The sequence below is a fragment of the Tunturiibacter empetritectus genome (genome assembly GCF_014201375.1).
In the GTDB taxonomy this organism is placed as follows: domain Bacteria; phylum Acidobacteriota; class Terriglobia; order Terriglobales; family Acidobacteriaceae; genus Edaphobacter; species Edaphobacter lichenicola_D.
This window is the reverse complement of record NZ_JACHDZ010000003.1, coordinates 256,518-269,683: the sequence shown is the minus strand read 5'-3', so window position 1 is coordinate 269,683 and position 13,166 is coordinate 256,518. Positions and strand designations below refer to the sequence as shown.

Genomic DNA, 13,166 nt, shown 5'->3' with positions numbered 1-13,166 from the left:
TGAGCTTGGGTATAGTTCGGGCAAGGTGCATGTGTAGCAGGCAGAACCTCAAGGGAGAACAAAACGCTTATGAAACCAGCAGAGGGTTCCACCGTCATCGGTAAGTCGGTCGTCATTCGAGGAGAACTCTCCGGCGAGGAAGACCTTTACATCGACGGAGACATCGAAGGAACCATCACTCTCAAAGAGAGCGGCTTGACCATTGGACCCAACGCGCGCGTACGGGCCGATATCAACGTCCGCGACGTCACCGTATTCGGTCATCTGACCGGCAACGTGCAAGCCACGGGGCGCGTCGACCTCCGGCAATCGGCCATCGTCAACGGAGACATCCTGGCCGGCCGACTCTGCATCGAGGAGAGCGCGGTCTTGAAGGGAAGCGTCGAACTCAAAGGCAACTCCGAAGCAAAGTCCAAGTCTTCCACTCCTGCCGCAACGCACTCCGCGCCAGTCGAGTCCGGCGCTCCTCTCTTCACTCAACCACAGGCATAGAACTAGAAAGGGAAGCGGGCTCATGCGCAGCCTTTTCGGCGGTAGCGATAGTACAAGCACTCCACGAGGTGGCGACACCGGTCGTATCCCGCGTCACTCCAGCGGGTGGAAAGAGTTATTGAAGCACCTGCAGTCGCAGGAATCTCTGCGTATCCTCGACATCGGACCTACCTCGTCCACCAACATCAACTACATCACCAGCTTGGGCCACAGCATCTATATGGCGAGCGTCGTAGACGAGGCCTCAAAGCCGGAGTGGCTCACTCCCGGCGAAGACGGGCAGGAACCTAGGTTCGATGTCGATCGATTTCTCGAAAGTAATCTCAATTTTTCGGGCCGTGTCTTTGACGTCGTCATCTTCTGGGACACGGCGGACTATCTGCCCGAACCTTTGATAGCGCCTGTGCTGGCACGCATCCACAAAGTTCTACAACCTGGCGGCCTTATGCTCGCCTTCTTTCACCAGACAAGCAGCCCGGAGACCTTCTTTTGTCGCTATCATCTGACCGATACCGATGTAGTCGAGATGCAGCGCGCAGGCAACTATCCTCTGCTCAACATCTTCAATAATCGCAAGATCGAAAACCTGTTTAGTGAATTTAGTAACTTCAGATTCTTCCTTGCCAAAGACAGCCTGCGTGAGGTCATCATCACACGCTAAGCGCGCGGCCAACCTGCAGGTTAGGCATCATCACAGCTGTCCAGAGCGAAAAATGAAGGCGCCCCGACTGGAGGCGCCTTCGCTTTCTTTACCGGAAATCTTCCGGAAATTTATCCCTTTGCATTTTGCTTCCGGCGCTCGGCCCAACGCTTCTTCATCGCGTCGGCGATTCGTTTGCGGCCCTCGGGGCTCAACTTGCGTTTGCGAGGGGCCGTTGCTGCCGCCGTTGCAGCAGCTGCGTTCTTACTGCCTTTGGGACGGCCAGGGCCTGTGCGCTTTGTCGTTGCCGTCGTCCCAGCCAGTAGCGCGCGAGCTTGCTGGAGCTTTACGATCTGGGCATCTATCTCGGCAATTATGCGGCTAACTTCCACGTGTTACCTCCAGTGGCCTCATCAGGTCGACTTACTCATAGGACCAATTTTTTTATTGCCACCTCATGACGATACAGAAGCAACTAACCCGATGCAAACAATAAGTAACTCGTCAGGCTATTTCGTTTTAGCGGCAGTGACGTTATCTTCTTCCGTACTAGGTACGGTCTTCGAAGCGCGGATCGCATACCCAGGTCCAGCTTCATCCAACTCCTCGTGCCGCGAGCCCCCCAGTCCGCGACGATGATGGGACTCGTCAATGCACCTTTGCAGATCCTTCAGAGTTCCTTGTTTGTCCCGCGCAAACTCAGTCGCCATGCGGGTCAAAGCATAGGCGAGTATGTCGCTGTGGTGTAGATCCTGCATATCCGGCGCGCGCCGAATGTTGAGCCACAGACGATGCACAAGCTGTACTTCGTGCGGTTCGATCGTAGGTGCATGAGGACCGATGTGGAAGCTCAGTGACTCACCATCCGGTTTGACGACATAAAAAGTAAATTGCCGCTTCGGCTCAGGCAGGGCCTCCCACGCCTGGCCAACGTGGTAAGCCTGCTCCTCGGCAGTAAGCTTGGTCGATAGTCCGGAGACCACAGCCGCCGCATCCAGCGAGTTAGCCGTCTGCACCAGCGCCGAAAAAATATCTCCGGCGGGAACTACCAGCAGCGAGATATGTTTCCCGAAGCTTTCGGCGACAGACACAGCCTTGGTAAATAACATCTGCTCGTGTTCGCTGAATAACTGTTCCGACGCGTCGACATACTCCGGTCCGCCCGCGCCCATCATTCGAGCAGCCAGCACCACCAGGTCCTGATCGTCCGTATTGGTGTGCGTCAAAGCCCACTTCAGCGCAAACGGTGCGGCCGAGTCGCGCATTGTCACCACGACCGCGCCTGGGCGAATATCCAACGCCTCACGCCCCACATTATCCTGATGCTCCAGCTGAAAATGCTCTTTCATCTGTCTCGTGGTTAGATCGTGACGACGCTTGTTATCCCTCTCCGAAAGAGAAAAAACTACAAAGAAGGCAGCCGCAAAGATAATTCCACTTACCGTAGCTACCGATTTGGTAAATAAATTCACGATTGCTGTAGTAAGCAGCACCAGGAAGACACAGAGTAGTCCCAGAGGAATCTCCGTCTTCCCGATCCGAATATTCAGCGGCACCTTCCAGCCGCGTTCGCCCTTATATTTCCATCGCAGCACCAGCATCGCCAGCGCATTGAAGGTGAAGCTCCAGATCACGCCAAACGCATACGCCTCGCCCAGCATAATGACGTTGCCTCGAGTCACAAGAATCGTGAAGACCTGCAGCCCTGCAACCAGATTTACAATGCGATAGCTGGTCCCATATTTCCTCTGCGGCTTACGAAACCAGTCCGACAGTACCCCATCCTCGGCTACCCGCATCAGTACGCCGGTCGAACCCACGATCGCGGTATTGACTGCCCCGCCAAGAATCAGAAATCCCACAATCACCACAAAGACGCGGAAGCCGATCCGCACCGCCAGCGGCCCTACCATGAACATCGCCATTCCAGCGATCAAGTTATCGCGATAGACCGGCACTCGCACCGTGTCAGGAATCAGCATCACCGCCAGCAGCGTACCGATACCCGTAAAGATGAAGCTGTAGATCGCAATCACGATCGCGGCGCGCTTCAAATTCTTCAGCTTCGGATGTTCAATCTCGCGATTTACCTGAGCCAGAGATTCTTCCCCGCTCATTGCCAGCACCGAGTGTCCAAACGCCATCAGCACACCGAACAAGCCCAGCGACCTCATGAATCCCGTGTGCTTCAAGAACCCCAGAGCATCGGTGCTGAAGTGAAGATTGTCCGGCGTAGGCCACGGCGGAAGATGTGCCCCCACATGAATCGCCGAGAAGACTCCCCAGGAAAGCAGAATCACAACCATCACAGTCGTGATCTTCATCACCTTCAGAGCCTTATCGCTCGACTCCTCGATTCCCTTGGTGTTCTGCCACCAGAAGTAGATGGTGATAAGTCCTGCAATCGCCGCGGAGGTTCCATCCACCGGCAACTGTCGAGCCGAGCCGCTGGGATGCACCACCAACTTGATAGCCCAGTGGTGCGCCGCACAAAGCCGCAACACCTCATTCAGCAAGCCGACAATGTACTGCCCGGCCGAGACGCCAGAGATCGGCCCCGTCAGAATGTAGTCGAACATCAGCGCCGACACGCTCAGCTTCGCAAACGTTCCGCCCAGCGCCTCCTTCACAATCCTGTACACGCCGCCGCGCGTGAACATGCTGCAGCTTTCGACGTACACCGCACGCACCGCGAAGCTGAACAGCATCACGCCCAGGATGAACCACGGCGCAGCCTTGCCCACCGCCTCTTCCGCAATGCCACCTGCGTAGAATGCCGATGACCCCAGGTCGTTCAGCACGATCGCCGCCGCTCGCCAGAACGAAATAAAAGTAAGCATCACCGACGACGCCACGACCAGGCGGACGCGGTTCGATTGCGGCTTAGTGATCGTCTGTTTAGATCCCATTGTGGTTTGCTGTTTGATAACCCGAACAGCCAGCGACACTGAATAACTTCAGCATGTTCGACGGCCACTCCCCCACCTTAAGTGGAACACTGCCAACACCCACCGGAAAGAGCAGAGTACGATCCTGCTTCCACCGTCGGCAGCTATTCTTCATCCCCCAGCAACTCCTTCAAATCTTCTGCAAAACTCACCACGATCACGACTGCGGAACCCGCCATCCCAATAAAAAACAGCGGGACAACAATCTTTGCAACGAGATGAATGACGAAATCCATGCGCATCCATTGTATCTCGCAACCGCCTGAAAACTAACTGGAAATTGTCAGCTCAATGTTAGACTTCAGACGCGATGCGACTTATCCCCCTGCGACTTTGGGCCATGGCCGTCCTCTCCGGCATTCTTCAGGTTTTGCCCTTTCCCATCGCGGGGCCCGTCCCTGTCTGGCGAACCACCTTCTGCTGGGTCGCACTCCTTCCTCTCCTCTGGGCGCTCCTCGCTAACAACAAGAACAACAACCCACTTACCCTGCGTCAGGGAGCCGCCATCGGTTATCTCTGCGGCTTCCTCTGGTACTTGGGCAACTGCTACTGGATCTACCAGACCATGTATCTCTACGGCGGCCTCGCCAAGCCCATCGCCGCCGGCATTCTCATCCTCTTCTGTCTCTACCTCGGCCTCTATCACGCTCTCTTCGGAGCGCTCCTCGCGGCATTCCGAACTCGCTTCGGCCGTCAGTCTGCGCTGGTCTTCGTCCCCTTCGCCTGGGTCGCCGTCGAACTCGCCCGCGCTCGCATCACCGGCCTCCCGTGGGATCTTCTCGGCATCGCCCAGGTCGACAACCCCCTGCTGACCCGCCTCGCCCCCATCACCGGAGCCTACGGCCTCTCGTTCGTCATCGCGGCCGTCAACGCCCTCTGGCTCGTTCGCGTCCGCCTCCGCGAACGCCGGTACACCCGTCCCGCGCTCACCATCGCCGGGGTCCTCATCGTCGTCGTGTACGTCCTGGGCCTTCGCCTCATCGCAAACCCGAAGCCGACGACCACCACCGCAACCGCAACACTCGTCCAGGAAAATCTCGAAGTAGGAGCCGCCAACACCGGCCCCCAACCGACAACCCAGCAGTTCCTCGACTCCTTCTCCTATCTCAGCCGCCACCCCTCAAGAAAGTTTCTCCTTGGCACCCCCGAGCTCCGCGACACCCAGACCCTCTACCTCGTCCAACCGCGCGACCAAGAAGAGTCCGAAGCCAACCCGCCCATCGCGACCAACCTCATCGTCTGGCCCGAATCCCCCGCGCCCTTTGAAGACATAGACCCACAGTTCCGCAGCGCGATGTCCGCCCTGGCACGTTCCGCACAAGCGCCGGTCATCGTCGGCAACATCGGCTTCGAGCCCAGCCCCACCAACAAATCCGGCTACACCCCCTACAACCGCGCCTCCTTCATCAATCCCGACGGCACCTTCGACGGCCACTACGACAAGATGCACCTGGTCCCCTTCGGCGAGTACGTCCCTTTCAAAGACCTCTTCTTCTTCGCAAAGAATCTCCTCAACGAAGTCGGAACCTTCTCCCCCGGAGCCCAGCGCACCGTCTTCTCCACCGGCGGCCACACCTACGGCGTCTTCATCTGTTACGAGTCCATCTTCGGCGACGAGATCCGTCAGCTCCCCCAGCACGGCGCCGACGTTCTCATCAACATCTCCAACGACGGCTGGTACGGCGACACCAGCGCCGCCTGGCAGCACCTCAACATGGTCCGCATGCGCGCCATCGAAAACCACCGCTGGGTCCTCCGCGCCACCAACACCGGCGTCACCGCATCCATCAACCCCTACGGCCACGTCATCACCGCACTCCCGCGCCACCTGCGCTCTAGCCTGCGCGTCCACTTCGGCTACGAGCACGACCTCACCTTCTACGCCGCCCACGGCGACCTTTTTGCTTACCTCTGTGCGTTTGTGACAACGCTTGCGCTCGTTCTTAGTCTGACCCGACACATGTCTGTTGCTAGGATGTAGCGATGGAACGTATCACCTTACCTCAACAGAGCGAACTTGAGTTAGAGATCAACTCTGAAGATCAAAAGTTATTCGGACCATGCGCCTGTTGTGGTGAAATGACTTCGCGTGTCTGGGGATACGTCTACCGTTCTGACGCAGCGATTGCAGCGTACTTCGTGGAATGGACTCGTTTTCATACAATGCCCGACGCAATGTTTGATTTGATCGTTGGAAAGTGGGGTGAAGATACACAAGCTTCTGATCGACAAGCCGTGTCGGTGGCTTTCCGGCAACTGGAAACAGGGCCTTCATTCATGGTTCAGGATTCCAGTGCTCGTAATATTGCTTCAAGTCCGCTCATCTCTCAAGCTTTAGACCGTAATGCAGTTATTGGAACTCTAGCAACAGAGGTATTCGCGATCTGTGATCTGATTTATCTTGCGGACCCGCGGCTGTCTGAGATACGCCGGGACTGATTCCCTATCCTTCGCGTCTTTCTTAGTTAGAAATGCACTAAAATCAAACCTTATGCTTAGCGATCTCGAATACTCCTACTCCCCGGTCCGCGACAAAGTGCGCGCTCTGCGGGAGTATCTTTGACTCCTCCAGACTCCGCCGCGAACTCTCCATCATTGAAGAGAAGATAGCCGACCCCACCGTCTGGGCCGACGCCTCGCGTTCGCAGCCACTCATGCGCGAGCGCAAACGCCTCGAAACACTCCTGGCCGACGACGCCGAACTCGCCCGCCGTTCCGACGACATCGAAGCCTACTTCGACCTAGCCCGCGAAGGCGAAAACACCGAGCCCGACCTCGCCCGAGAGATCCCCGCTCTGCTCAACTTCGCCGAAGTGCTCGAATCCAAAACCATGCTCTCCGAGGAGACCGATCCCCTCAACGCCATCGTCACCGTGCACCCCGGCGCCGGCGGAACCGAGAGTCAGGACTGGGCCGAGATGCTCATGCGCATGTACATCCGCTGGGGCGAGCGCCAGAGCTTCAAGGTCGAGATCAACGAGATCCAGGACGGCGATGAGGCCGGCATCAAATCCGCCACCTTCACCATCACCGGCGACTTTGCCTTCGGCTTGCTCTCCGGCGAAACCGGTGTCCACCGTCTGGTCCGCATCTCCCCCTTCGACTCAGCCAAGCGCCGCCACACCAGCTTCGCCTCGGTCTTCGTCTCGCCCGAGATCGACGACACCATCGTCATCGACATCAAGCCCGAAGACCTCCGCATCGACACCTACCGCTCCGGCGGCAAAGGCGGCCAGCATGTCAACACCACCGACTCCGCCGTCCGCATCACTCACATCCCCACCGGCCTCGTCACCGGCTGCCAGAACGAGCGCTCCCAGCACAAGAACAAAGAGCGCGCCATGAAGATGATGCGCTCCAAGCTCTACGAGTACGAGCTCGACAAGAAGAAGGCCACCGCCCGCAAACTCGAAGACTCAAAACTCGACATCAAGTTTGGCTCGCAGATCCGCAGCTACGTCCTCCAGCCCTATCGCATGGCCAAGGACCTACGCACCCGAGTCGAAGTAGGCGACGTAGACAAGGTCCTCGACGGCGACCTCGAGCCCTTCATCCGCGGCTACCTCCGCATGCGCCGCGAGGGCAACTTCCCAGCCGAAGCTGCTGAAGACGACGACGTTGCATGACATCTGTCATTCCCCGGTATGACAAGCGGCACTGTCGCAGAAACTGAGGACAAGGGATACTCATTCAAGCTGATGTCTCACATTGAGGAGACATCAGCTTGGAGAAGCCCTTGTCCTCCTCGCTATCAACGAAGCCCGACTACGGCGTTGACGCACCCGCCGTCATGCGCAATTTTTTTCTCATCGGCACCGCCTGCCTGCTCTTCGCGATCTTCTCACCGCACATCCTTCACCTCGGTCCGGTCGAACTAAATGCTCGCAGCTTCTACTGGCCTGCTGGCTTCCTCATCGCAGAAGGCTTTCTCTTCCTTCTCTACGTCAAAGTAGGCAAGTTTCGCCATCGCGACTTCATGCTCAGCCTCCACCAATGGCGTGGTGACGAAAATGTACTAGACGTAGGCTGCGGACGCGGCCTTCTCCTCGCAGGGGCAGCCAAACGCATCGCCGCGCTCTCAGGCACAGGCCACGCCACCGGCATCGACGTCTGGTCCAACGTTGACATGGGCGGCAACTCCTCCGCGGCCACCCAGCATAACCTCGATCTCGAAGGCATCTCTCAATACTGCACCCTCCTCAGCCAGCCAGCGCAGACGATATCCTTCCCTGACGGCACCTTTGACGTTATTGTCTCCAACCTCTGCATCCACAATATCTACGACCGGCCAACCCGCCTTCAAGCGCTTCAGCAGATCGTCCGCGTCCTCAAACCCGGCGGCATCGCGCTCCTCTCCGACTACAAACTCACCGGTGAATACGCCAGAGAATTAGCCGCCGCCGGTCTCATCGTAGAAAAGAGACGAGGCAGCCTGCTCACAACGTTCCCACCTCTCACCGTCGTAATTGCCCGCAAACCGATGTAACTCTGGTGCCTCGGTCGCATCCAACAAATGGGACATCGGAGGCAAAACTCAGTGAGCATATCCAAACCGAGCATAGGTAAGACGAGCGACAAGAAGCAGACATCAGACGAACAAGCGCCCCTGCGCAAACAGCTGATCGCCCTTCTCCACGGCGGTCAGGCCCACGCCACCTTTGACGAAGTCATCAACGACTTTCCAGCCAGTCTCCGCGGCACCGTTCTACCCAACCTCCCCTACTCCGCCTGGCAGATCCTCGATCACCTCCGCATCACACAGCGCGACATACTCAACTTCTCCGCTCCCCCCACCGGCGGCTATCATGGCTTGAAGTGGCCGGACGAGTACTGGCCCAAGTCTCCGCAGCCACCCACGACCAACTCCTGGGATCAATGCATCGCCACCATTCGCTCCGACGCCGAACACTTCCACTCGCTGATCGAAGATCCCAACTCCGACCTCTACAAGCCCTTCCGCTGGGGCGACGGTCAGAACCTGCTCCGCGAGGCTCTCCTCGTCGCCGACCACAACGCCTACCACCTCGGCGAACTGCTCGTCATCCGCCGTCTTTTAGGCGCATGGCCCAGATAGACTCCGACGTAGAGACCCTCAAAACAAAAATGAACGAACCAGAGATCATCCGCAGCATGTTAGGCGTCACCGCCAAAGAGAACCCGCGCACCATCGCGGTCATCGGCCTCTCGGAAGACCCTTCCAGGCCCAGCCACTACGTCTCCGCCTACATGCAGCAGCACGGCTACAAGCTCTACCCCATCAACCCCTCTGTCCCCCACGTCCTCGGCGAAAAATCCTACGCATCACTCTCCGATCTCCCCATCAAACCAGACATCGTCGACGTCTTCCGCCTGCCAAAGCTCATCCCCGCCATCGTCGACGAGATGATCCAGCTCAACCTCCCCAACCTCTGGGTCCAGCAGGGAATCGTCAATCTAGAAGCCGCCACGCGTGCCGAAGCTGCAGGAATCCACGTCGTCATGGGTCGCTGCATCATGGTCGAACACCGCTACCTGACACCCCGATGACAACACCCCACATCCGAACCCCTACAATTGGAACTGAATGAATAACGTACGCAAACTCTCCGCCCTCCTGCTCCTCGCCTGCGCCTCCCTGTTTCTTACTCCCGCGCACGCCCAGCTTCAGGTCGTCGGCGACGGCGGCCCGGGCCCCGTCAAAGCCCAGCATCTCACCGCCGAACTAGTCTCTCTCTCCCCCAGCATCGCCCCGGGCGGCACCCTCCAGGTCGGCCTCGTCCTCACTCTCGAAGAGCACTGGCACGTTTACTGGATCAACGCCGGCGACTCCGGCGAGCCACCCAAAATCACTTGGACCCTCCCCGAAGGCATCACCGCCGGTCCCATGTTGTTCCCGATTCCCAGCCGCCTTCCGCTAGGCCCGCTCATGGACTTCGGCTACGAAGATGAGGTCGCCTTCCCGGTCCAACTCACCGCCGCCAGCACCCTCAAGCCCGGCCCCATCCATCTCGATGCCAAGATCAATTGGCTCGTCTGCCGCGAGGTCTGCATCCCCGGCAAGGCCCACCTCGGCCTCAACCTCAACGTCGTCCCCGGCGCGGCACCGGCACAACCCGTCGGCGCCATCGGCGAAGCCCTCACCCTCATCCCCAAGCCGCTCCCCGCCGACGCCAAGCTCACCATCACCGGCGGCAAAACCGACTTCGTCCTGAACCTCGTCACCGGCGGTCGCGAGACCAACGCCGAGTTCTACCCAGCCGATCAGGATCAGATCGCCAACGCCGCCCCCCAGCAGATCGAACCCACCTCCGACGGTGTCCGCCTCTTCGTTCGCCGCTCCGAAGACCTAAAAGTATTGCCCACCAAACTCCACGGCGTCCTCAAGCTCTCCGACACCGAAGCCTACGAGATCGCCGCCCCCGTAACCCCCGGCGAAGTCGCCCCCGCACCCGGCAGCAAACTCCCCGGTGCCCCAGCCACCAGCAACGTCACCACCCTTAGCGCCATCGGCCTCGCCTTCGTTGGCGGCATCATCCTCAACCTGATGCCCTGTGTCTTCCCGGTCCTCTTCCTCAAGGGCCTCGCCCTCGTCCAATCCTCCGGCGAAGAGCGCAGCCGCCTCCGCAGCCACGGCATCGTCTACACCCTCGGCATCCTGGTCTCCTTCTGGATCATCGTCGCCGTCCTTCTCATCCTCCGCGCCACCGGCAGTCAGGCCGGATGGGGCTTCCAGCTTCAATCCCCAACCTTCATCGCCGTCCTCGCCGCCGGCCTCTTCTTCTTCGCCCTCTCCCTCGCCGGACAGTTCGACCTCGGCCTCTCCCTCACCAGCGTAGGCGGCGGCCTCGCCCAGAAGCAGGGCTACACCGGGAGCTTCTTCACCGGAGTTCTCGCCACCATCGTCGCCACACCCTGCACCGCGCCCCTCATGGGCGCCGCCATCGGCTTCGCCCTCGCACAACCCGCCGGAGTCACCTTCGCCGTCTTCACCGCCCTCGGCCTCGGCCTCGCCACTCCGTACCTTCTCCTCAGCTTCCAACCCGCATGGACCCGTATCCTCCCTCGCCCCGGCGCATGGATGGAGATCCTCAAACAACTGACCGCCGTCCCCCTCTTCGGCACGGCCATCTGGCTCGCCTGGGTCTACGGCAACCTCCACAGCGGCAACAGTCAGGGCGTCGACCACCTCGCCCGCCTCCTCTGGTGCTTCCTCGCCCTCGCCATCGCCGGCTGGGCGCTCGGCAAGTGGCCCGCAAGCTGGAAGAGCGCCATCGCCGCCCTCCTCATCGCCGCCCTCGGCCTGGCCATCCCCCTCTATCAACCGAAGGACACTACGCTGGTCTGGGCGCCCTACTCGCAACAGGCCCTCGATCAGGCCCGCGCCGCCGGCCATCCCGTCTTCATCGACTTCACCGCCGCCTGGTGCCTCAGCTGTCAGGTCAACGAGCGCGCCGTCCTCAAATCCGCCGACGTCCAGCATCAATTCAGCAAAAACCACGTCACCCTCCTCAAGGCCGACTGGACCCAGTACGACCCTGAGATCACCAAACAGCTCGCCTCAGTCAACCGCAGCGGCGTCCCCACCTACGTTATCTATCCCGCGATGAAGAACTCCTCCGCCGACGTCCTCCCCGAACTCCTCACCAAGGACATCGTCCTCACCGCCCTCGAAAAGGACGTGAAGCCATGACCTCACAGCCCGCCGAGTCCACGCAATCCGACGAGCAAAAGATCCGCGCCCTCATCGACGCCTGGGGCGAAGCCTCCGAAGCCGGAGACCTAACCGCCCAAATGCAGCTAATGACCGACGACGTAATCTTCCTCACCTCCGGAAGCGCGCCCATGCGCCGCAAGCAGTTCGCCGAAGCCTTCGCCGCGATGATCGCGATGGTGCATCTCACCTGCCGCTCCAACGTGCAGGAGATCACCATCAGCGGCGACCTCGCCCTCTGCTGGAACCTCCTCGAAGTCTCCTTCACCCCCATCGAAGGCGGCCAGACCCGCAAGCACGCCGGCAACGTCCTCACCGCCCTCCGCCGCGGCTCCGACGGCCAGTGGCGCATCTGGCGCGACGCAAATCTCTTAACCCTCGTCTAGTCTGGCTACCGCTTCACTGAAGTACGCCGAATAGGTGATTTATTCGCTGAAGAAGCGGCGTGAGAAGGAATTGGCTTCCGTTCCTTGCATATGCAACCCGAAGTAACACTTCCTTGGCTCGGTTGTCTCTAAGATTGCATCATCTTGGATCCCCCAAGAATGCTGACGCCAAAGTCCGTCATCGCTAAGCGCGTAGCCGGTCGCAACTGCAACCAACGCCTGTTTTTTCTGAAGCCAGAGTGCAGCGACATTCCAATGGCAAGAATTTTCAGCCATTTCTTCAAAGCGGACACTTCCCTCAATTGTGAAACCTTGAATAAGAAGATCTTCGAGATCGGGGTCTGGCTCTGTGGGAGGAACTAAGTGCGTGCCTCCAATCTGCAGTAGCTTATCTCTCAATAAGAGAATTCTTGGTTGTTCTTCGGCGAGACGACTAAGACGTTCGTTGAGAAACCTGCTCTGTTCTTCATCCATTTCTCTTATTCCTTTTGATCCGCGGTCTCATCCGTCGAACAAGCCAATAATTATCTTCTGACTTATCGCCGCTAAATCTTGAACCAAACCCGCGCGGCCTCTTTCAACTGCTCCTCGCTCAACGAAACCTTCGTCTGCCCCACAGACCACTTATGCCCAAACGGGTCGGTGAACTGACCATAGCGATCGCCCCAGAACTGATCGGCCAGCGGCATTGTCACGGTCACGCCTCCCGCAACCGCACGCTCCCAGAAGCTGTCCACATCGGCCATCTGCAGATGAATCGTCACCGGAGAGCCGCCCAGTGCCTCGGGCGTCGACGACTTGCCTCCCGTCATCTCCGGGAAATCATCTGAAAGCATGATGCTTCCATCACTGATCACAAGATGAGCATGCGTAATCTTGGTCGACTCCGGCATCTGATGCCGCACGATCTCCATCGCGCCCAGAGCCGTCTTATAAAACTCGATCGCAGCCGCGGCGTCGCGAACCACCAGATAAGGAATAAGCGGAGGATAGGATTCCAAGCAAGCACC

15 protein-coding genes are annotated in these 13,166 nt (G+C 58.9%); 10 read left to right on the top strand and 5 right to left on the bottom strand.

What is annotated here, in order from left to right:
- Positions 1–69: 69 nt before the first annotated feature.
- Positions 70–492, top strand: coding sequence for a bactofilin family protein (locus tag HDF10_RS10155; RefSeq protein ID WP_183762052.1), 423 nt, complete (start codon positions 70–72; stop codon positions 490–492).
- Between the two features lie 118 nt (positions 493–610).
- Complete coding sequence (locus HDF10_RS10150) at positions 611–1,153, top strand: class I SAM-dependent methyltransferase (RefSeq protein ID WP_183762049.1); 543 nt, start codon at positions 611–613, stop codon at positions 1,151–1,153.
- Positions 1,154–1,263: 110 nt separating this feature from the next.
- On the opposite strand, the gene HDF10_RS10145 is transcribed toward HDF10_RS10150, so the two are convergent.
- The 3 genes from HDF10_RS10145 to HDF10_RS20920 form a co-directional block, all read right to left on the bottom strand.
- Entirely contained in the window at positions 1,264–1,524 is a 261-nt protein-coding gene (locus HDF10_RS10145; RefSeq protein ID WP_183812989.1) for a hypothetical protein, read from the bottom strand.
- A 117-nt stretch (positions 1,525–1,641) separates the two neighbouring features.
- Positions 1,642–4,041: an APC family permease gene (locus tag HDF10_RS10140; RefSeq protein WP_183812987.1), complete on the bottom strand. Its 2,400-nt coding sequence runs from the start codon at positions 4,039–4,041 to the stop codon at positions 1,642–1,644.
- Between the two features lie 143 nt (positions 4,042–4,184).
- Positions 4,185–4,316: a hypothetical protein gene (locus HDF10_RS20920; protein WP_257025438.1), complete on the bottom strand. Its 132-nt coding sequence runs from the start codon at positions 4,314–4,316 to the stop codon at positions 4,185–4,187.
- A 74-nt stretch (positions 4,317–4,390) separates the two neighbouring features.
- Between HDF10_RS20920 and lnt the strand changes: the two genes are divergently transcribed.
- The 8 genes from lnt to HDF10_RS10100 all read left to right on the top strand — a co-directional run bounded on the left by lnt (position 4,391) and on the right by HDF10_RS10100 (position 12,156).
- On the top strand, positions 4,391–6,061 hold the full coding sequence (lnt, locus tag HDF10_RS10135; protein ID WP_260177796.1) for an apolipoprotein N-acyltransferase: 1,671 nt from the start codon (positions 4,391–4,393) through the stop codon (positions 6,059–6,061).
- A 2-nt stretch (positions 6,062–6,063) separates the two neighbouring features.
- The gene (locus HDF10_RS10130) at positions 6,064–6,519 is read left to right on the top strand and encodes a hypothetical protein (protein ID WP_183812985.1); all 456 of its coding nucleotides are present in this window, start codon (positions 6,064–6,066) and stop codon (positions 6,517–6,519) included.
- A gap of 52 nt (positions 6,520–6,571) precedes the next feature.
- A protein-coding gene (gene prfB / locus HDF10_RS10125; RefSeq protein ID WP_183812983.1) for a peptide chain release factor 2 occupies positions 6,572–7,706 on the top strand; the annotation gives its coding sequence in 2 pieces (ribosomal slippage) (positions 6,572–6,640 and positions 6,642–7,706; 1,134 coding nt in all).
- A gap of 98 nt (positions 7,707–7,804) precedes the next feature.
- Positions 7,805–8,566, top strand: a complete 762-nt coding sequence (locus tag HDF10_RS10120; protein WP_183812981.1) for a class I SAM-dependent methyltransferase — start codon at positions 7,805–7,807, stop codon at positions 8,564–8,566.
- A 51-nt stretch (positions 8,567–8,617) separates the two neighbouring features.
- Complete coding sequence (locus tag HDF10_RS10115; protein WP_311732728.1) at positions 8,618–9,154, top strand: DinB family protein; 537 nt, start codon at positions 8,618–8,620, stop codon at positions 9,152–9,154.
- Between the two features lie 29 nt (positions 9,155–9,183).
- Positions 9,184–9,606 carry a CoA-binding protein gene (locus HDF10_RS10110; protein ID WP_183812977.1) on the top strand — a complete coding sequence of 141 codons (423 nt, stop codon included), beginning with the start codon at positions 9,184–9,186 and terminating at the stop codon, positions 9,604–9,606.
- Positions 9,607–9,643: 37 nt separating this feature from the next.
- Positions 9,644–11,749 (top strand): protein-disulfide reductase DsbD family protein, encoded by a 2,106-nt coding sequence (locus HDF10_RS10105; RefSeq protein ID WP_183812975.1) that lies wholly within the window; start codon positions 9,644–9,646, stop codon positions 11,747–11,749.
- Entirely contained in the window at positions 11,746–12,156 is a 411-nt protein-coding gene (locus tag HDF10_RS10100) for a YybH family protein (protein WP_183812973.1), read from the top strand. The genes HDF10_RS10105 and HDF10_RS10100 overlap by 4 nt, the downstream gene beginning before the upstream one ends.
- A gap of 39 nt (positions 12,157–12,195) precedes the next feature.
- On the opposite strand, the gene HDF10_RS10095 is transcribed toward HDF10_RS10100, so the two are convergent.
- The gene (locus HDF10_RS10095) at positions 12,196–12,630 is read right to left on the bottom strand and encodes a hypothetical protein (RefSeq protein ID WP_183812971.1); all 435 of its coding nucleotides are present in this window, start codon (positions 12,628–12,630) and stop codon (positions 12,196–12,198) included.
- Between the two features lie 71 nt (positions 12,631–12,701).
- Entirely contained in the window at positions 12,702–13,157 is a 456-nt protein-coding gene (locus HDF10_RS10090; protein WP_183812969.1) for a VOC family protein, read from the bottom strand.
- Positions 13,158–13,166 lie beyond the last annotated feature (9 nt).

What these genes read in the sequence shown, in the direction of transcription:
- HDF10_RS10155 (WP_183762052.1), top strand. Translation starts at nt 70, where the DNA reads ATGAAACCAGCAGAGGGTTCCACCGTCATCGGTAAGTCGGTCGTCATT.
- HDF10_RS10100 (WP_183812973.1), top strand. Translation starts at nt 11,746, where the DNA reads ATGACCTCACAGCCCGCCGAGTCCACGCAATCCGACGAGCAAAAGATC.
- HDF10_RS10095 (WP_183812971.1), bottom strand. Translation starts at nt 12,630, where the DNA reads ATGGATGAAGAACAGAGCAGGTTTCTCAACGAACGTCTTAGTCGTCTC.
- HDF10_RS10140 (WP_183812987.1), bottom strand. Translation starts at nt 4,041, where the DNA reads ATGGGATCTAAACAGACGATCACTAAGCCGCAATCGAACCGCGTCCGC.
- HDF10_RS10105 (WP_183812975.1), top strand. Translation starts at nt 9,644, where the DNA reads ATGAATAACGTACGCAAACTCTCCGCCCTCCTGCTCCTCGCCTGCGCC.
- HDF10_RS10130 (WP_183812985.1), top strand. Translation starts at nt 6,064, where the DNA reads ATGGAACGTATCACCTTACCTCAACAGAGCGAACTTGAGTTAGAGATC.
- HDF10_RS10110 (WP_183812977.1), top strand. Translation starts at nt 9,184, where the DNA reads ATGAACGAACCAGAGATCATCCGCAGCATGTTAGGCGTCACCGCCAAA.
- lnt (WP_260177796.1), top strand. Translation starts at nt 4,391, where the DNA reads ATGCGACTTATCCCCCTGCGACTTTGGGCCATGGCCGTCCTCTCCGGC.
- HDF10_RS20920 (WP_257025438.1), bottom strand. Translation starts at nt 4,316, where the DNA reads ATGGATTTCGTCATTCATCTCGTTGCAAAGATTGTTGTCCCGCTGTTT.